The organism is Sporosarcina sp. P13, from assembly GCF_002743055.1.
GTDB lineage: Bacteria > Bacillota > Bacilli > Bacillales_A > Planococcaceae > Sporosarcina.
Map to the genome: position 1 here is coordinate 95,418 of NZ_PDYM01000006.1, position 19,604 is coordinate 115,021.

The 19,604-nt window shown below is 44.7% G+C and carries 21 protein-coding genes; 3 read left to right on the forward strand and 18 right to left on the reverse strand.

Going from position 1 to position 19,604, the window contains the following annotated elements; all coding sequences use genetic code 11:
• The first annotated feature begins 85 nt into the window (after positions 1-85).
• Positions 86-961, forward strand: coding sequence for a TetR/AcrR family transcriptional regulator (locus CSV79_RS05285; RefSeq protein ID WP_099687995.1), 876 nt, complete (start codon positions 86-88; stop codon positions 959-961).
• Between the two features lie 113 nt (positions 962-1,074).
• On the opposite strand, the gene CSV79_RS05290 is transcribed toward CSV79_RS05285, so the two are convergent.
• Genes CSV79_RS05290 through CSV79_RS05320 form a run of 7 tightly spaced genes read right to left on the reverse strand, consistent with a single transcriptional unit; the run spans position 1,075 to position 6,034 of the window.
• Positions 1,075-2,040 (reverse strand): 2-hydroxyacid dehydrogenase, encoded by a 966-nt coding sequence (locus CSV79_RS05290; protein ID WP_099687996.1) that lies wholly within the window; start codon positions 2,038-2,040, stop codon positions 1,075-1,077.
• A 13-nt stretch (positions 2,041-2,053) separates the two neighbouring features.
• On the reverse strand, positions 2,054-3,064 hold the full coding sequence (gene moaA / locus CSV79_RS05295; protein ID WP_099687997.1) for a GTP 3',8-cyclase MoaA: 1,011 nt from the start codon (positions 3,062-3,064) through the stop codon (positions 2,054-2,056).
• A gap of 4 nt (positions 3,065-3,068) precedes the next feature.
• A complete protein-coding gene (mobA, locus tag CSV79_RS05300) occupies positions 3,069-3,641 on the reverse strand; it encodes a molybdenum cofactor guanylyltransferase (protein WP_158232472.1) in 573 nt (190 codons plus the stop codon).
• On the reverse strand, positions 3,638-3,871 hold the full coding sequence (moaD, locus tag CSV79_RS05305; protein ID WP_099687999.1) for a molybdopterin converting factor subunit 1: 234 nt from the start codon (positions 3,869-3,871) through the stop codon (positions 3,638-3,640). The genes mobA and moaD overlap by 4 nt, the downstream gene beginning before the upstream one ends.
• Positions 3,868-4,314 carry a molybdenum cofactor biosynthesis protein MoaE gene (locus CSV79_RS05310; protein WP_099688000.1) on the reverse strand — a complete coding sequence of 149 codons (447 nt, stop codon included), beginning with the start codon at positions 4,312-4,314 and terminating at the stop codon, positions 3,868-3,870. The genes moaD and CSV79_RS05310 overlap by 4 nt, the downstream gene beginning before the upstream one ends.
• Positions 4,311-4,781 (reverse strand): molybdopterin-guanine dinucleotide biosynthesis protein B, encoded by a 471-nt coding sequence (gene mobB / locus CSV79_RS05315; RefSeq protein ID WP_099688001.1) that lies wholly within the window; start codon positions 4,779-4,781, stop codon positions 4,311-4,313. The genes CSV79_RS05310 and mobB overlap by 4 nt, the downstream gene beginning before the upstream one ends.
• Positions 4,778-6,034 carry a molybdopterin molybdotransferase MoeA gene (locus CSV79_RS05320; RefSeq protein ID WP_099688002.1) on the reverse strand — a complete coding sequence of 419 codons (1,257 nt, stop codon included), beginning with the start codon at positions 6,032-6,034 and terminating at the stop codon, positions 4,778-4,780. Before CSV79_RS05320 ends, mobB begins: the two co-directional genes overlap by 4 nt.
• A gap of 60 nt (positions 6,035-6,094) precedes the next feature.
• Here CSV79_RS05320 and moaC point away from each other — a divergent pair, with 60 nt between their 5' ends.
• Together moaC and CSV79_RS05330 are read left to right on the forward strand one after the other, a co-directional pair.
• Entirely contained in the window at positions 6,095-6,586 is a 492-nt protein-coding gene (moaC, locus tag CSV79_RS05325; RefSeq protein ID WP_099688003.1) for a cyclic pyranopterin monophosphate synthase MoaC, read from the forward strand.
• The gene (locus CSV79_RS05330; RefSeq protein ID WP_099688004.1) at positions 6,561-6,860 is read left to right on the forward strand and encodes a hypothetical protein; all 300 of its coding nucleotides are present in this window, start codon (positions 6,561-6,563) and stop codon (positions 6,858-6,860) included. The genes moaC and CSV79_RS05330 overlap by 26 nt, the downstream gene beginning before the upstream one ends.
• Here CSV79_RS05330 and CSV79_RS05335 read toward each other — a convergent pair.
• Genes CSV79_RS05335 through CSV79_RS05385 form a run of 11 tightly spaced genes read right to left on the reverse strand, consistent with a single transcriptional unit; the run spans position 6,816 to position 19,266 of the window.
• Entirely contained in the window at positions 6,816-7,337 is a 522-nt protein-coding gene (locus tag CSV79_RS05335; protein ID WP_099688005.1) for a MogA/MoaB family molybdenum cofactor biosynthesis protein, read from the reverse strand. The genes CSV79_RS05330 and CSV79_RS05335 overlap by 45 nt on opposite strands.
• A 12-nt stretch (positions 7,338-7,349) precedes the next feature.
• Positions 7,350-8,369 (reverse strand): ThiF family adenylyltransferase, encoded by a 1,020-nt coding sequence (locus CSV79_RS05340; RefSeq protein WP_099688006.1) that lies wholly within the window; start codon positions 8,367-8,369, stop codon positions 7,350-7,352.
• Between the two features lie 41 nt (positions 8,370-8,410).
• Positions 8,411-9,925 carry an MFS transporter gene (locus CSV79_RS05345; RefSeq protein WP_099688007.1) on the reverse strand — a complete coding sequence of 505 codons (1,515 nt, stop codon included), beginning with the start codon at positions 9,923-9,925 and terminating at the stop codon, positions 8,411-8,413.
• A gap of 58 nt (positions 9,926-9,983) precedes the next feature.
• Positions 9,984-10,517, reverse strand: coding sequence for a hemerythrin domain-containing protein (locus tag CSV79_RS05350; protein ID WP_099688008.1), 534 nt, complete (start codon positions 10,515-10,517; stop codon positions 9,984-9,986).
• Positions 10,518-10,535: 18 nt separating this feature from the next.
• Entirely contained in the window at positions 10,536-11,186 is a 651-nt protein-coding gene (locus CSV79_RS05355) for a response regulator (RefSeq protein WP_099688009.1), read from the reverse strand.
• Positions 11,167-12,249, reverse strand: coding sequence for a sensor histidine kinase (locus tag CSV79_RS05360; RefSeq protein WP_099688010.1), 1,083 nt, complete (start codon positions 12,247-12,249; stop codon positions 11,167-11,169). Before CSV79_RS05360 ends, CSV79_RS05355 begins: the two co-directional genes overlap by 20 nt.
• Complete coding sequence (locus CSV79_RS05365; RefSeq protein WP_099688011.1) at positions 12,230-12,709, reverse strand: GAF domain-containing protein; 480 nt, start codon at positions 12,707-12,709, stop codon at positions 12,230-12,232. The genes CSV79_RS05360 and CSV79_RS05365 overlap by 20 nt, the downstream gene beginning before the upstream one ends.
• Before the next feature lie 29 nt (positions 12,710-12,738).
• On the reverse strand, positions 12,739-13,437 hold the full coding sequence (gene narI, locus CSV79_RS05370; protein ID WP_099688012.1) for a respiratory nitrate reductase subunit gamma: 699 nt from the start codon (positions 13,435-13,437) through the stop codon (positions 12,739-12,741).
• Positions 13,430-13,999, reverse strand: coding sequence for a nitrate reductase molybdenum cofactor assembly chaperone (gene narJ / locus CSV79_RS05375; protein WP_099688013.1), 570 nt, complete (start codon positions 13,997-13,999; stop codon positions 13,430-13,432). Before narJ ends, narI begins: the two co-directional genes overlap by 8 nt.
• Positions 13,992-15,602 (reverse strand): nitrate reductase subunit beta, encoded by a 1,611-nt coding sequence (narH, locus tag CSV79_RS05380; protein ID WP_099688014.1) that lies wholly within the window; start codon positions 15,600-15,602, stop codon positions 13,992-13,994. Before narH ends, narJ begins: the two co-directional genes overlap by 8 nt.
• Positions 15,592-19,266 carry a nitrate reductase subunit alpha gene (locus CSV79_RS05385; protein ID WP_099688015.1) on the reverse strand — a complete coding sequence of 1,225 codons (3,675 nt, stop codon included), beginning with the start codon at positions 19,264-19,266 and terminating at the stop codon, positions 15,592-15,594. Before CSV79_RS05385 ends, narH begins: the two co-directional genes overlap by 11 nt.
• Positions 19,267-19,604: the final 338 nt, after the last annotated feature.

Genomic DNA, 19,604 nt, shown 5'->3' on the forward strand with positions numbered 1-19,604 from the left:
CCAAAATAGTTGATATGATAACCTTTACTAGTTAATATACTAGTTAGACCAACAGTATAAAATTCTAAAGAACAGGTGATAGAGGATGAAAGATCGAAAGAAACTTGTCTTACAAACCGCTAAAAAATTATTTATCGAAAATGGCTTTCAAGCAACTTCTATTCAAGACATCTTGGATGAAGCACATATTTCGAAAGGTACATTCTATAATTACTTTTCATCCAAAAATGAGTGCTTGATGGCGATCTTGCGTGACGCGTATTATCTATCTTTCTTGCGACGCAACGAACTAGCGATTGGCAAAGACCTTAGCAACCCGCAATTACTTTCTGAGCAGATTCATATCCGCCTTTCAATGAATCGTGAACAAAATCTGTTGCCCCTTTTTGAAACCGTAGTACACTCATCAGATGATGAATTACGGGAATTTGTTAAACAGATGCACTATCGCGAGCTAGCATGGATTGCCAAACGATTAGTGGACATCTACGGTAAAGAATTAAAAGTTTATGCGTTCGATTGTGCGTCAATGATGTTCGGTTTCATTCAACATTCATTAGGCGTCTGGAAAAGCTCGACCACGGAGACGCTGGATACAAAACAGCTAGTGGACTTCGTGATGCAGCGAATGGAAGTCGTCGTACCCGATATAATCCAGCAGAATACACGATTTTTATCGCAAGAAATTGTCGAAAGGATCCTGACAGGTGCAGAGATGCATCCGGTGACACAGGATGTATTGGTTGAGAAGATGCAGACGTTTGTTGGGGAGTTACCTGAAAGCACTGGCAAACAGTACGGTCAGTTTTTAGTAGAAGAACTTTCGTCGGATACGCCCCGCAACTATATGCTCGAATCCGTCGTCCGATCGTTCCGCCAAGCATTCGAAGGTTCCGAGTTTCAGTTGCAAGCAGTCGAACTATCCGCCGCTGTGTGGTTGTTTATTCATAAGACGGAATAACTGTTCGATTGGTTTAGGAAAGTATATCATTGCCGCAAATACAGCCCACTAATTACGTCTATATTCAAAAAACGCGACTCTAGGTCTAATCCCAGAGTCGCGTTTCTTTCTATTTAGTAAGTCACTTGATGATTCGGTTCCTCGCCTTTTGCGAAGGCCAGTAGCGCTTTTTGGTTGAGGCTCATCATCGCTAGCCTCGTTTTGACGGTGGCGCTTCCGATATGTGGAAGTACCGTAAGATTTGGTAGTGTCAGTAACGGATGATCGAGTGGCACGGGTTCGGTTTCGAAAACGTCCAAGCCTGCTGCATGGATTTTCTTCGTGCGCAACGCGTCAAACAGCGCATCTTCATCGACGATACCGCCACGCGCGACGTTAATCAGGATTGCAGTCTCTTTCATTCGCTCCAGCTCATCTCTGCCAATCAAGCCTTTTGTTTCAGCACTGTACGGTACCAAAAGTAAAACAAAATCAGATGCGGCAAGCAAATCCCCCAGTTCTGCATACGTACAACCATACATATCCTCCACTTCGGGCTTCCTGCTACGATTATGATAGAGGACGTCCATGCCAAATCCTTTCGCACGACGCATAACCGCTTCGCCAATACGTCCCATTCCGACAATGCCTAATGTCGCCCCGTAAATATCCACTCCTGTAAAACCAAGCGGCTCCCAAGACGTCCATCGACCTTCACGCAATCCATTTTCTGCACCGATCAGATCACGCGCGGTTGCCATCAATAAAGCGAATGCCAAATCTGCCGTTGTTTCTGTTAGTACATTTGGTGTATTTGTCACAGTGATTCCACGCGTTCGTGCCGCTTCTACGTCAATATTATTATAACCAACCGCCATATTGACGATGATTTTCAATTTCGAAGCCGCTGTTAACACTTCTTCGTCTATTTGATCTGAAATGACTGTCCACAATGCGGTCGCAGTTGCACACTTTTCTAGCAATACGTCGCGCGGAACAGCAACACTCGTTGATTGCCACATATCCACTTCATACAGTTCACGAAGCGGTGCTACTATTTCTTCCGGCATCTCCCGGCAAATATATAACGTAGGTTTCACTCTGCTCGCCCCTTTAGCCACCAATATAGTTCATATCAATTTTCTTACGGTTCTTCACAGTCTGCTCCGTTCGTTCATCGGAATAACGATCTTTACGCCCTCTCCAAACAGCTGCGATTTCTTCAAACAACTCTTCATCCGTCTTACCTGATCGAATTAATTCACGAATATCGAAGCCTTCCGAAGCGAATAAACAAGTATATAACTTACCTTCAGAAGATAATCGAGAACGCGTACAAGTAGAACAAAACGATTCTGAAACGGATGTGATAAACCCTACTTCAGCGTCACTATCCTTGTAGCGATAACGTTTTGCGACTTCCCCATAATAGTCCTCTTCTGCCGGCTCCATAGCATACACTTCTGACAACATCGTATAAATTTCTTTCTTCGTAACTACTTTCTTAAAACTCCAGCCGTTATCATTGCCGACATCCATGAACTCGATATAGCGCAATGTAATGCCTAAATCCTTGAAATACGTCGCCATCGGAAGAATTTCACTCTCATTGACACCTTTTTGTACAACCATATTCACTTTTATCGTGAAGCCTATGTCTTGCGCTTTTTTGATGTTTTTTAGAACGAGATCAGGTGAAATGCCACGTCCATTGATTTGACCAAACAGTTCTGCATCGAGTGCATCTAAACTAATGTTCAGACGCCGCAACCCTGCTTCGTAAAGCGGTTGCGCATATTGACCAAGCAGTACTGCGTTCGTCGTCAATCCGATGTCTTCAATTCCTTCGATGCCGTGTAATTTCCGGATCAATTCAGGTAGATCCCGTCGCATCAACGGTTCTCCACCCGTCAACCGAAGTTTTTTGACACCTAGCTTGGCAAATATCCGCGCCAGACGTTCAAGCTCTTCGAATGACAGCAACTCATTTTTCGCCAAAAACATAAAGTCATCACCAAAAATCTCTTTCGGCATGCAGTAGGTACAGCGAAAATTACAACGATCCGTCACAGAAATCCGCAAATCCCGAATCGGTCGTCCCAGTTGATCAACGATGGCATCCATTCCTTCATCCCCTCTCTAGTTCACATGGTGTATTGACATTTTTAAACGCAAGTGCAGGTTGATCGGTCAATAAATTACCTTCTATCCACTCCGCATCATGTAACGCTTGAACATGCATCACGCGGCGATTACTATCTAGCAGCGCTTGACGAATCGTCGGCTTCACAGTCGCTTGCCATATCGACACTAGCGGATGAAGCTTACCTTCGACAGTTACACCCGTCACATCTGCTTGATGTCTAGCCAATAAATTCGCCATGACATCACGTGTAATGAACGGCATATCACATGGCAACACGAGATAACGCTCTGCATCTACTAGTTCCATGGCCGATAAAATACCCGCTAACGGACCCATTCCAGCAAACATGTCACTATCCGTCGTTACGCGAAGATCACTCGGAAACTGATCAACAAATTCAGGACGAGTAACTACTACAATGTCCTCGCAAAACGGTCGCAATGCTTCTACTGAATAGCGATAAAACGGCCGACCTTCATACTCCGCAAACGCTTTTGGTTCACCGAATCGTCGCGACTGTCCACCCGCAAGTAGAATGCCAACCGTCTGCTTCATCCGCCGCTCACAGGCGGAATGAACGCACATACGTCACCCGATTGAATGACGTCTTCTTTACGTGCATATTCTTCATTGACCGCCACGTGAATCGTCTCTTTACCAAAACCAGGATACGTCTCTTCGGCCCAGTCGAGCAATTCTTCTACCGTTAACGAAGCCCGATCCAAAGATTCCTCTCCTTTACCTGTTAACTCCCGCAACCTCGCAAAGTAATGAACTGTAATCATTTTGACCCGCTTCCTTTCTTCGGATATTTCTTTTGTGCACCGATCCATTCTTCGCCATCTTCCCAAATTTCTTTTTTCCAAATGGGCACGACTTCCTTAATACGCTCAATCGCATATTCATTCGCTTCATACGCTTCTTTCCGGTGAGGAGAAGAAACCGCGATCACAACTGCAATATCTGATATCTTCAATTCGCCAATTCGGTGCGCCATTGCTACTTGGACGCCTGGCCATTTTGCTTCCATCTCCGCACCAATTTCGGCCAATTTCTTCTCCGCCATCGGAATATACGCTTCATACGCAAGATACAATGTGCGCACACCATGTGTCCATTCACGTACATGCCCTGTAAAGACCGTCACCGCACCCGCTGCCGGATGCAATACGAGATCACTATATGTTTGCGGATCAATGGGTGTATCCACTATTTCAAATCGTTTCATTGCGCTTCCTCCATCCACTGCTGCAACCAATTGTCGAGTAACGTTCCATCCGAAAAAAGTGCATGTGTATCCGCTATTTTGATGACTCCTTGTAGCGACTCAAGTGTTGCCCGATCCTCTTCATTACGAAGAAGCACCACTTTTTCACCAACTTCTTGTTTATATCCTTCTATCAATAACACATCTGGACCACTTGAAGCAGCCAGTGCCTTTAGTTCTTGAAATGAAGGTTCTTTTTGTTGTATTAATTGTAGCATACCGCCCCCTGCCACTACGGTTGAGACGGCTCCAGCTACCAGAAATTGCACAGTATCAGTTTGTGCTGGGGGTAGATCCGGTGCACCGCCATGCCCATGATGTTTTAGCACAGCGACTTCCAGCCCTAAACGTTGCAACACCGTAATCCAATGCGCAATCAATGTCGTTTTACCGCTGTTTTTATAGCCGACGACATGTAGCGTTTTCATAGTTCCCAACGCTCCACACCTTGCTCCGAACCTAACAACAAGACGTCTACTAACATTCCCGTTTCAAAGCCCCTCGTTCCGCTCGGTAAGACAATAATACAATTTCCCCGTGCAATCGAAGACACTGCGCTCGATTTATTGAAACCAGCAGGCGTTGCGACAATTCCTTGCGGCGTCATTTCCCAGCTCGCACGAATAAAACGAGTGAACGGATTCGCTTTCTTGAAATCTTCTCCAAGTGTCGCTTGAATCCTCGGCATATAAGGCGTTGTGCAGCCCATCATCGCTAAGATTGCCGGTCGCGCAAACAGTTCGAATCCAGTGAAACACGCAGAAGGATTACCCGATAAACCGAATAATAATTTATCACCTAGCACTGCAACCGTCGTTACACTCCCCGGACGCATCGCTACTTTATTGAACAATACTTTCGCGCCTAAACGTTCGTAAATTGCTGGTAAATAATCAAAATCACCTACAGATACACCGCCCGTTGTAATAAGTACATCCGTTTCTCGAAGCGCACGTTCCACAATTTCCGTACAACTATCTAAATCATCTTCCATCATGCCATACGACTTTGATTCAATCCCCATCCGCGTCAATTGCGCATGAATCATCGGTCCGTTTGAATTACGAATCTTACCCGGTACCAATTCATCCGCCACATCAAGCAATTCCGTACCCGTAGACAACACACCAGCAATTGGCTTCTTCGCCACACACACTTGCGAATAACCAAACGTTGCAAGCAAGGCAATCGTCCCCGGATGAATGAGCGTACCTGCCTCAATCAATTGCTCGCCCCGTTTCGCGTCTTCCCCTTGCCGTGAAATATTTTCTCCTGGCTCAAACGGTTTCCGCAATGTAAATCCTGTATCATTCTCTACCGTTTGCTCAAGCATCACGACCGCATCCGCTTGTTCCGGAATAAGTGCACCTGTCATAATTCGGAACGACTCTCCTTGTTCAATCGGTCGATGCGCCACATGCCCCGCCCCAATTTCACCTACTACGTCAAACGCCTTACGCTCGTCCCCTGATGCGCCTGCAGAATCTATCGCACGGATCGCAAAACCATCATACGGCGAACGATCAAACGGTGGCACATCATGTTTTGCCACAATCGGCTCCGCCAACACACGGCCATATGTATCTTCTAATGAAAGGATTTCCGTCCCTATCGTCTGCACATGTGACATCACACGCTCTACCGCGTCCGCCACTTGAATAGGTTTACGAATTTCTACCACTTACATCTCCTCTTTCTTTTGTTATACTTACGAGTACAATGAATCGAAAGGATGAACAATATGTCCGAACTCACTCACTTTAACGAACAAGGTCGCGCCAAAATGGTTGATGTTTCTAGTAAAGAAATCACCCTACGCACCGCAATCGCTACGTCTACTATTATTGTCAACCAATCCATCCACGAGCAAATCACACATGGTACGAATAAAAAAGGTGATGTCTTCGCAGTCGCCCAAGTCGCTGCCATTATGGCTGCTAAAAATACATCCACTATTATTCCGATGTGCCACCCCTTACCGCTAACAGGTGTAGATGTCCGATTTGATTGGAAAATTGACGAAGCAACTTCACATTACGAAGTACGTATAGAAGCTACAGTCAAAACAAAAGGCGTCACAGGCGTTGAAATGGAAGCCCTCACCGCCGCTTCCGTAGCTGCACTGACAATTTACGATATGTGCAAAGCAGCCGGCAAAGAGATGATCATCGGACCCACAATGTTGCAAAATAAAACAGGTGGAAAAAATGGAGACTACACACGCGCAGACTAATCGTCGCGCGTTTTTTGTTGGTGCGCTCATAGAATGTGGGTTCGCGATCATAGAACTCACTCAAGCGATCATAGAACACGGCTCCACGCTCATAGAACTCACTCAAACGATCATAGAACACGGCTTCACGCTCATTGAACTCACTCAAGCGATCATAGAACCCAGCTTCACGCTCATAAAACTCGCCCCACCGCTCATAGTCTCCCCAACCGCGCTCATAACTAACAAATTACCCTTCCAAATGCTTCGTCAACTCATGCACAATATGTGGTAACTCAGGTACAATCAACTTATCCATCGCAAGCGTCACTGCTTTTGAAGACCCGGGCAATAAAAATACCACTTGCTCGCCAATCGCCCCCGCAGTCGCGCGACTCAATAACGCTTTCGACCCCACGTCTTCGGTATAGCTTAAGAAACGAAACAACTCACCAAAACCGTCTAGTGGCTTCGTAAAATGAGGTGCAACCGTCTCAACCGTAATATCACGCGCACCAATACCTGTACCACCCGTGAAAATCATCGCTTGGACCGCTGAATCCGACCGCCACGCAGACAACTGTTGCGTAATTCGCGTAGCTTCATCTGGACAGATTTCATAATGCCTTACATAATGCCCAGCCTCCACCAACTTCTCACAAATGATTTTTCCACTTTTATCATCTGCTTTCGTTCGTGTATCACTAATCGTCAATACCGCAACCACCACAGATTTCTTACGCGCTTGCTGCGGTAAATGTGCCTCTTCCATTCGCTACACCCCTTAACCAAATAATGAATGATAAATTTTCCTACCCACTCGCATATCTTTCAAACCATGTATTAATAACCGTCCATTTCCAAATAAAATACAGCGATAGCCTTCCGCTTGAAACTCAACGAAAAATGGCGTCTCGCGGTACTCCGTCTGCAATCGCTTGGCTACTTGCACGCCGTCAGCTAAGGACAACTCCCGCCCAGCGTCAGGTATAATTTGCACCGTATCTCTACCACAAAGCACCGCGTATTGCGTGCCTGAAGACTGATGTAACGCGGGATACGTCGGATGATTGCCACATGTTTCACATTGCGGATTTTGCATTCGACTGATTCCCGCTTCTATAGATGTATTATTCCACACATCAAAATGCAGTAGTTTTGTACGCATAGCCGACCGATTTCCCGTCAGCCATTTCAATGCTTCCGCACTTTGATGCGCAGCGGAAATTTGAACAGCTGGTGCAATAACTCCTACCGTATCGCATGTTTCATTAACAGATGGAAGGACAGGTAGTAGACAACGGAAACAAGCTGTCTTGCCTGGAATAAAAGGAAACACGCTGCCTGAACTGCCGACAACTGCCCCATAAATCCATGGAATATCAAGCGACCAAGCGACATCATTGATCAACAAACGCGTCTCAAAATTATCCGTCGCATCAATCAATACATTCGCATCCACAGCAATCTCCGCAAGCAACGGACCATCCACATGATCCAACACCGTTCGAATGTTCACATCTTCTCGAATCTCGCGCAATCTGCGCTCAGCTGCCACTACTTTCGGCAGATTATTTCGCGCATCCGCTTGCGTAAATAATTGTTGTCTCTGTAAATTTGATGCTTCTACATAATCACGATCCGCTAGCGTCACCTTGCCAATCCCCGCGCGAACAAGTGTCTCCGAAATAGACGAACCAAGCGCCCCGCAACCGATAATAACGGCATGGGACTCCGCCAAAAATTGTTGCCCTGAATTCCCTATCGGCTGAAATAATGTCTGTCTTGAATAACGATTTTCCACTTCATCCGCACCCTTTCATCTAAAACAAGCGAGGCAATCAGTTATAGTAACTGATTGCCTTCTGCTGTTTCGGGACTAATATCGCTAAATGATCCAACATATTGAACGATGTCTCCCGTCCCATCTTTCACAGCACTAATCGTTAAAAACTCCAAATACTCTTCACCGTTTTTCTTCTTATTCCAAATCTCACCTTGCCATACACCATGTTCTTCAATCTGACACCACATAGTATCGTAATACGCGCGATCATGACGCCCCGAGCTTAATACATTCGGACTTTTACCTAGCACTTCCTCTTCACTATAGCCCGTCAACTGCGTAAACGCTGGATTGACTAACACAATAGCTCCTGATTTATTGGTTACTAAAATCCCTTGTCTGGTCGAATCGAACACTTCTTTTGATAGACTGACACGATCCATATAATACAACCAAACGACCAATACGAGACTCGCTAGTGAAACTTGAGAGAATGCCATAAAGCCGATTGAATAAGAACCTGTCATCGAGAAGATCGTTGCCAGCAATAAAGGAGGGAAAAATCCGCCTAAGCCGCCCATCATCGAAACAATCCCGTTGACCGTACCCGCTTGTTTACTAAAGTACATTGGCACCAATTTAAAGATAACGCCGTTTCCAATTCCCGCAGCTGCCGCAATCATTATACTTCCCACTGTATAGAGCGCAATATCAGGCGAAAATGCTAGAACGATAGACGCTACAGTTAACCCAGCAAAACAGCCCATCAACAAGAATAATGGTTGAAATTTATCCCCTAACCAACCACCGATTGGACGCAAGAATGTCGCCACTACGATGAATCCTGCCGTCCGAAGACCTGCGTCAACTTTATCTAATTCAAAGTAATTAACGAGGAAACTCGGTAAGAACACGGTAAACGCCACAAATGATCCGAACGTAATGAAATAGAATAGCGAGAAGAACCACAATTTCTCATTTTTATAGACACCTTTAATTTGCTCAACAATCGGTGCCTTTACTTTTACTTCCTTGCGATCACCCAAGAAGAAATTCAATGCGATAAACACAAGTAGTAAAACCAAATACATTTTAACCGTCAGAGTCCAGCCGAATTTCATTGCTAGTATAGGGGCTGAAAACGTCGTAATCGCGGTCCCTATATTCCCCATACCGTAAATACCATTGACTAAACCGTGCTTTTCCTTAGGATAATACTTCGGTAGCGATGTTACGCCGACAGAGAAAACTGCGCCCCCTACACCTAGCAACGTACCACCGATTAATAATCCTGTCACGGTTGACGTTTCACTTATGTAGTAGACAGGAAATAGCAACACGATATAACTAATGAAAAACATGACGCGCGCGCCATACACATTGGCGTAATAACCAAGCGGTATACGCAAAACGGAACCGAGTACTACGGGAATTGCTGTAATGATGGCCACGCGTTCAGGCGCTATACTAATATCTTCGCTAATAAATGGTAGCAAAGATGAAATGAGCACCCATACCATGAAACCGACGACTAAATTTGCCGTCTGTAACGGCAATTGGATCTTTTGTGTCATAGCAATCCATCCAATCTAAAGTTAGTTACGAAACTACCTAAATGACTCCCCGCTTTACTTACGACTCTGGCAAAATAGATGTATACAGTTGTTCGAACAGCTCCTCTTGTTCATTCGCTCGTAAAACAGATAACACCATTGGGAAGATGATATTCTCTTCTTTAATGAAGTGAATCATCATGACTTCGAACGCTTCTCCTGCATCTTTCACCACATCTTGCATCATCTGCAGTGTAAACTGGGATAAGTCTCCTCTTGTATGGTGAAGGAAATGCCCAATAAACGCATCAATTTCATTATGCTCTTCTTGCACTGCCTGAACAGGTCCTTGATCGCTGCCTACATATTTAGCCAGCATAGGAAATAAGAATTTCTCTTCCTTTTCCGTATGATTTTTTAGTGGATCAATGAATTCTATAACGAGCTTACGTAATTGCTGAAGCGCAACCAAGCCTTCCTCGCGAGAAAAGCGTTCGTTTTCAAAATCTAAAACAATCGCATGCCATTGATTCATTTCATGCGTTAAGAAGCGGTGTTCATTTTCTAGCACACGCAAGGCTGGCAACGTATGGGTGAAACTTTGGTTGACCATCTTCCTCCACCTCCTTCATTAGAAGTTTAAAAACTTCTTTCGCAGCGCATATTCTACTAATTCTGGACGGCTTTTCAGATGAAGTTTATCCATCAGTTTTGCCTTATGCGCCTCTACCGTCTTCACAGAAATATACAACATTTCCGCAATTTCCTTATTACCATACCCTTTTGCGACAAGCGGCAAGATTTCAATTTCCCTCTTTGATAAAATCTTGAACGGATCGTCTTCATCTGTCGGCTTAGAGCCCTTCTTCACAAACTCTCGCACGAGCGATGTCGCCATGGAAGGATGTACGTAGGTGCCGCCATCATAGACTAGGCGTAGCGCACTTAATAGCTCTTCGTCCGGTGCATTTTTCAACACATAACCCGATGCTCCGTTTTTTAGTACATGGAACATATACTCTTCATCATCATACATCGTTAAAATAACAATTTTCGTCTCAGGGAAATCCTCATGTATTTTACCTGTCGCAATTAAACCACTTTGACCGGGTGGCATGCTTAAATCTAGTAAAATAATGTCCGGTCTATGTTTGGCAACTAATTCATATGCCTCCAATCCATCTGCAGCCGTTGCGACGACTTCCATATCAGATTGGAAATTCAAAATATGCATAAATCCTGTACGGACGACTGCATGATCATCAGCTATTATGATTTTCACTCGTTGCCCTCTCCTTCTTTACCGGAATTTCGACTTGGATTTTTGTTCCTTCATGTGCGTTAGATACAATCAGTAAGTTTCCACCTACCAATTCGACACGCTCACGCATTCCAAACAAGCCAAGACCCGTACCTCCCGGAGTAAAATCATTGACGTTAAAACCAACACCTTCGTCAAGTACTTCCAACTTCAAATTCCCCTGCACTTCTTTCAAAGATAAGAAGACTTCATCTACCTCTGCGTATTTCAACGCATTCAAAATCGCTTCTTGCCCGATTCGATAAACGACCGTCTCCATTTCCCCTTCATAGCGACTGCGTTTCAAATCCGAATCAAAATGAACGACCAATCCAAAGTTTTTTTCTAACCCTTTAATATGCGTTCGAAACGCCGCTTCCAAACCAAAGTCATCCAACACAGCTGGACGAAGCTCAACGGACAAATGGCGAATATCATCAAGCAACCGCATGAGTGAACCTTCTGTCTGACGTAACTTTCCCAGCACATCTTCATCTACATTCATATATTTCAACACGCGCAAATCGACTAATGAACTAAGCATCTCTTGCGCCACACTATCATGCAATTCTCTCGATATCCGTTTACGCTCGTTCTCTTGCGCTTGAATCACTTGCTTGACACGCAACTTTTGATTGAGCACTTCTTGTGTTTGCGTCTGAAGTGTCAGATTCCGTAGCATCAGCACGGAAATCTGTTGTTGTTCGTCAATCACTTGATACGTTGCACTATACGGTACGATGCCTAGACCTTTCGTTTCTAAGTATAGTTGGAAAGATGTCAACGTTTGCCCAGGATTGGACATAAAACAAGAGACACACGTCATCTGTTCATCTTCACTCGTATAGCCACGACACGTAAAACAGATTGAATCAGCTTCACCTTGCTGCATCTTATGATAAAGTTCGGGTTCAATAATTTGTTTGGCAGCTTCATTCATTGATAGAATTTGACCTTCAGCCCCAAAAAAGAACATGGCTTCCGTTGTACGATTGTAAAGCATCTGTAATAACTCCGGTACGTTGTCACTGCTCGATGGCGTCATCTTTCAATCGCTCCTTATGATGAAACGGCCCAAACTTCGTGCCGACCGTCAACTTATACTGTTCAAACTTTTCCACCGTCATTTTTTTCGGTTCACGGTAGCCAACGAGTAACACGCCTTGTACGTGATCACCTTTAAATAAAGGAATGGCGCCAAAACTTTTCAGCTTTTCAAAGGCGATAATCGGATAATTATAAAGGTCTAGATTATCTATTCGTTCATCCGCCTCTTCTACCCGAATCGGTTTCCCTGTTTTGAACACCAATCCCGCTACGCCTTTGCCTGAACTAAGAACAATTTTCCGATAACGTAAACTGATGTTCCCGGCGACATAGCGCCATTTTAATTCATAAGAATATTTACTTACATCCACTAGCGCCAATCCGATGAAATCCGCATCAAGTGTTTCTTTTAACTGGTCTATAGCTAATTGGAAATTAAAATTCTGTTGTCCAGTCATAGACGTAATCTCCTATTTTTATCATTCGCTTAACGTAGAGTGTTCTGTTTGCCCGGTAGATGTTTTCTATATAGAATATAACTTCTCCCTACATAATTCAACGGCACACTCCAAACGTGCACTAATCGCGTGAACGGCCACATCGCAAAAATGAAAAATCCGGTTAAAATATGCAATTTGAACGCAATCGGGACAGCCGCCATATAGGCTGCTTCCGGTTGGAATATGAGTAATGATCTAAACCACACCGAAATCGTGTCCCGATAATCAAAGCCAGGTGTCATCGTGTTCGTAATTAGCGAGCTATACACACCGATAAATACGATGAACAACAAAAACGTATTAACAATTAAATCGGAAGTAGAAGAAAGCTTTCGCACTTTCGGCTTTGTAAAGCGGCGAGATGTCAAAATGATCATCCCAACAAGCGTCATTACACCGAAAAATCCTCCGCCCCAAACCGCACCTATATGGTACACATGGTCACTGATACCTATCGCGCGTGTCCATTCTTTCGGAATCCCTAGACCCGCCACATGCCCTAAAATGACGGGGAAGATTCCGATATGAAACAGCAAACTACCAATCATTAATTGCTTTTTCTCAATAAATTCACTGGACTTTGCGGTCCAACCGAACTGGTCATTTTTATAGCGGAATATATGCCCTACTATAAAAACAGCGATACAAATATACGGAAAAATGACCCATAGGAATTGACTAGTCATTAGCAGAAACCTCCCGTTGAATACACGATTTACATGTTTCACGCAGTGCCCGTATCAAATAGAAATAAGGGCTTTCATACTTTTCTAAAGCTTTCATTAAAAAGTAACTTCCATCTTCAATGACCGCGAGCAGCATAGAGAAACTTTGCTGCGCCCGCGGATCCCCCTTCCATTCGGCTGCGTAAATAAACTCGCACATTAACGGAAGTAAGTCAGACAGTTCACCATCCGGCATATTCAAGCCGAACATTTCATACAACACTTTCAAGCGAGCGAGCATTTGACCGCGCTCTTTAGAGTCTTCGAATTTCACATAAGTCATGAACAATGTTGCGTCTTTCTGGAAGTCAAATGTGGACGTGTACATCTCTTGGATTTCGTCCAAGCTATACGTTTGCATTTGCTCCCAGTAGGTTTGCATATCTTCATAACCCGCTGCATCACTCATTACGAATTCATCCCAAACGGACGGATGAAATGTTAGTTTTTCAGGATAATTAAGCTGGTTGGAAAAGAAACCGAAAATCGTTTTCTTGTCATATAAGAGATCAAGATTAATCACGCCAGATCCCCCCATAGAAATTCTCTTCATAAATTTCCTTACCCGTTTTTACTGGTGCTCCTGGTGAAGCAGGTCCACAACCATCACAACCTCCATCCGAACCCATTACGGAATAGGAATACGGACTTTGAGTAGGCGCTTGTTCGCCATATGTGCCCATGCCGTCATACCCTGCAGAACCTTGCGAACGGTAGACATTCATTTGATCTTCTTTATGGGAAGTAGGAATAACAAAACGATCTTCATACTTCGCAATCGCAAGAAGTCGATACATTTGCTTCGTCTGTTTCGCGGTCAATCCGACACGTTCGAGCTTTGTTTCATCAAATTCTTTGCCGGAAGATACTGCACGCATGTACGAACGCATCATGGCCATACGTTGCAAGCCACCTTTCACCGTTTCTACATCTCCCGCTGTTAGCATATTCGCCAAATATTGAAGTGGTATACGCATTTCTTCGATAGCCGGGAAGATCATATCCGGATTTTTAATGGAGTCTTTTCCTTCAAAGTAATTCATGATTGGGCTAAGTGGCGGTACATACCAAACCATTGGCAATGTACGATACTCTGGGTGTAATGGGAATGCCAGCTTATATTCAATGGCTAATTTATATACCGGTGAGTTTTGCGCCGCTTGGATCCAGTCTTCCGAAATACCGTCTTGAAGTGCTTGTTCAATGATTTCCGGGTCGTTCGGATCTAAGAATAGGTCCAATTGCGCTTCATACAAATCTTTCGGATCCGGTGTTGATGCCGCTTCTAGTACGCGATCTGCATCATATAATAAAACGCCTAAATAACGGATACGTCCTGTACATGTTTCAGAACAAACTGTCGGCAAGCCCGACTCCACACGCGGGAAGCAGAATGTACATTTCTCCGCTTTATTCGTTTTCCAGTTAAAATAGACTTTCTTATATGGGCAACCCGTCGTACAGTAACGCCAACCACGACAAGCTTCTTGGTCAACTAATACGATACCGTCTTCATCACGCTTATAGATCGCACCTGAAGGACATGATGCTACACAGCTCGGATTCAAGCAGTGTTCACATAGTCTAGGCAAGTACATCATGAACGCTTGTTCAAAGTTGAACTTGATTTCTTCTTCAATTTTTTCGATGTTCGGATCAGTCGGGCCTGTAATATGTGCACCCGCTAACTGATCTTCCCAGTTCGGACCCCATTCAGGATCCATATATTCGCCTGTGATGACCGATTTTGCACGCGCGATTGGTGTATGCTTCCGGTCTGGGGCAGATGTTAATTTTTCATAATCATACGTCCACGGCTCGTAGTAATCTTTCATTTCTGGCATATCCGGGTTGTAGAAGATTTTACCTAATGCGATTTTAGAAAGTTTTGAACCGGATTTCAGTTCTAGCTTTCCTTTACGTAATTGCCAACCACCCTTATAAAGTTCTTGGTCTTCCCATCGTTTCGGATAGCCAATACCTGGTTTTGTTTCAACATTATTGAACCACATATATTCGGCACCTTCACGATTCGTCCACGTCGTTTTACATGTCACACTACATGTATGACACCCGATACACTTGTCTAAGTTCATCACCATCGCAACTTGCGCTTTAATTTTCAAGCCAGTTGACCTCCTTCATCTTACGAACCGCGACGTAGACATCACGCTGGTTACCAATCGGTCCGTAGTAATTGAATCCATAACTAAGCTGAGCATAGCCGCCTACCATTTGCGTCGGCTTCATGTGAATACGCGTTGGTGCATTATGACTTCCTCCGCGTTGCTCAGTAATTTCCGAGCCCGGCATTTGAATATGCTTATCTTGTGCGTGGTACATAAACATCGTTCCTTTAGGCATCCGATGACTGACGACCGCACGTGCGTTAACGACACCGTTTCGGTTATATACTTCAAGCCAGTCGTTGTCATCGATTCCGTGCTCATCTGCATCTAGATTCGAGAGCCAAACCGTCGGACCGCCACGGAATAACGTCAACATATGCTGATTGTCTTGATACGTGGAGTGAATATTCCACTTGCCGTGCGGTGTTAAGTAACGTAAAACGAGTGCATCTTGTCCGCCAACGATTTCAGCGTCGCGATCCGCGAAGACGAACGGCGGAAGTGTTGGTTTATAAACAGGTAATGCTTCTCCAAATCCAAGGAATAATTCGTGATCCACATAGAAGTGCTGTCTGCCTGTCAATGTTCTAAATGGTACAAGTCGTTCGATATTCGTTGTAAATGGCGAGTAGCGACGTCCTAATTTATTGGATCCACTAAACACAGGTGTCGGAATGACTTCACGTGGTTGCGCTGTAATATTAGCAAAGGTAAAACGCTCGGCTGCACGGTCTGCTGAAATGTCTTTCAGTTCAACGCCCGTGTCATGTTCAGCCGCCTCAAACGCCCGTTGCGATACCCTTCCGTTCGTTGCGGAAGACAGCGTCAACATCGCTTCAGCTGCATGTTTCGCTGTGAATAACTTCGGCAAGCCATTTTTCACCGTATCGTCGTCATACACTCCATTGATCCCTTTCATCATTTCGTACTCTTCAGCAACCGAGAAGTTGACGCCATGCGCCCCCGTCTTGCCTGTAGATAATAAAGGTCCGAGCGAAATGTATTTATCGTAAACTTTCGTGTAATCACGTTCAACAATCGTCATACTTGGCATCGTCTTCCCTGGAATCGCTTCAATTTCCCCTTTACTCCAATCACGTACTTCACCGAATGGTTGCGCGATTTCTTGAATGGAATCATGCGCAAGTGGCGACGTAACCAAGTCTTTGTAAACACCAGGCAAATGCGTTTTCGCTAGTTCAGAGAAAGTTTCAGCGATGGTGCGGTAAATATCCCAATCCGAACGAGATTCCCACAGCGGATTGACCGCTGGATTGAATGGGTGAACGAATGGGTGCATATCCGTAGACGATAAATCTACTTTTTCATACCATGTAGCAGCTGGTAACACGAGATCTGCGTACAGAGGCGTTGCAGTCATACGGAAATCGAGTGCCACGAGCAAATCGAGCTTTCCTTCTACTTCATCACGCCAAACCATTTCTTCAGGTTTCATGTCTTCATTCGGTGTAGCTAACAAGCCGCTAGATGCGCCGAGTAGATGTTTCATGAAGTATTCTTGACCTTTTGCGGAACTGGAGATTAAGTTCGAACGCCAAACAAATAGCGAACGTGGGAAGTTTTCTGGTGCCCCCGGATCTTGTGCCGCAAATTGTAACTCCCCTGACTTCAGTTGATCTACCACATGTTCAACGACTTCATTTGTCGCGGTCTTGCCGAGTTTCGCCGCTTCCTCTACAAGCAATAAACTGTTTTTATTGAACTGTGGATATGAAGGTAACCAGCCAAGTCTTGCAGCGAGTACGTTATAGTCTGCTGGATGTTGATATCTCGCTTCGCCTCCAAGCGGTGACATTAACGTATCCGCGCCCGCTTCTTCATACTTCCACTGATCAGTCGCAAAGTAGAAAAATGACGTAGCATTTTGCAAACGTGGTGGTCCTTGCCAGTCTTTTGCGAAGGCAATCGTACTCCATCCTTCAATTGGACGACATTTCTCCTGACCTACATAATGTGCCCAACCTCCACCGTTGACACCTTGGGAAGCAGTGAGTGTAACTAAATTCAAGATGGCGCGGTAAATCGTGTCACTATTAAACCAGTGATTGATGCCTGCACCCATAATAATCATCGAGCGGCCACCCGTATCAATTGCGTTCTGCGCAAATTCCATCGCGATTTGCGTAACGAGCTCCGGTTTAACGTTCGTGATCGCTTCTTGCCATGCTGGCGTATAAATAGAAGTCACATCATCATAACCAGTCGCTTCAAGCGCGCTATCGATCCGATTGACACCGTATTGACTCAGCATGACATCATACGTCGTAGCGACTAAACGCTCTGTACCGTCCGCAAACTGCACTTTCATCGCTGGGATTGGACGCTTAAATGTGCCATTGCCTCGGTTATCGAAATAAGGGAAATGAATTTCTTGCCACTCGCCCCCGTGCTTTTCCACAGACAATGCTGGCTCGACTCTCGTACCATCTGGATTTTCAAGTTGCAAATTCCATTTCGCGTCTTGCTCCCAACGCTGTCCCATCGTCCCGTTAGGCACAATGATTTCATCTTTTGCTTCATCAAATAGTACCGGCTTCCACTCAGCATGCTCTGATTGCTGTCCTAAATCACTTGCACGTAAAAATCGGCCAGCCTTATAGGAATTTTCATGAGGTTCGAGCATGATCAAGAACGGCATGTCGGTATACTGTTTCGCATAGTTTAAAAATGTCGGCTCTTTACGTTTTTCATAGAATTCATCCAAAATCACATGTGTCATCGCTTGTGCAACCGCTGCATCCGTTCCAGGGTTAGCCGCGATCCAATCGTCAGCATGTGTCACACTTTCCGCATAATCCGGTGCAACCGAAACAACTTTCGTTCCTTTATAGCGAACTTCTGTCATGAAATGCGCGTCCGGTGTCCGAGTTAATGGAACGTTGGATCCCCACATAATGATATACCCTGCATTGAACCAGTCACTAGACTCTGGAACATCTGTCTGCTCGCCCCAAATTTGTGGAGAGGAAGGCGGTAGATCCGCATACCAGTCGTAGAAACTCAACATTTCCCCACCAAGCAATGAAATCAATCGCGCACCTGATGCATAACTGACCATCGACATCGCGGGAATTGGCGTAAACCCTGCGATACGATCTGGACCGTATTTCTGTATGGTGTAAATGAGTTGAGCTGCAATCAATAGCGTAGCATCGCGCCAATGAATACGGACATGTCCGCCTTTACCACGCGCTTTCTTGTATTCATTCGTCTTGTCAGGATCTTCGACAATCGCTGTCCAAGCCTTCACAGGATCCTTTGTTTCTTGTAGTGCTTCGTTCCACATGCGCCACAGCTTCCCTCTTATATAAGGATACTTCACACGCAGCGGGCTATATTCATACCAAGAAAACGATGCACCACGTGGACACCCACGCGGTTCAAATTCCGGCATATCAGGACCACAGGAAGGATAATCGATTTGCTGATTTTCCCATGTGATGATGCCGTTCTTTACGAATACTTTCCAACTACAGGAACCCGTACAGTTTACGCCATGCGTTGTACGCACCACTTTGTCATGCGACCAGCGCTGGCGGTACATATTTTCCCAATCACGGCTTTTCTCTTCTAGCACCGACCAATTTCCCGAATAACTTTCGACAGGTTTAAAATAATGTAATCCGAATCTTTTTTTCATCGAACATTTCCACTCCTTCTAAGAATGTAGCAACCAGGAACACGGACGTATTAAACATATTACCCAACGGAGTACAAACTACTCTGAATTTTCCACAGGGAAATCCCTAACTGTTTTCTTGTATTACATAACAAATCATCTGACTCTAGTAAAATATCTTTATATTCATCAATTATACGCGTTACACACAAGCCTTCTATTGGGGAAATCCCTATTTCCTCCAAGCAATACGATCATTCTCCTTCAAAAGCTAGGGAGAACTCTACTTTACTCATGTAAAAGTAAGAGAAAAAGATCTTATGGGAGAATTAGTCTAGTTCCTATAACATTGTGTTGAT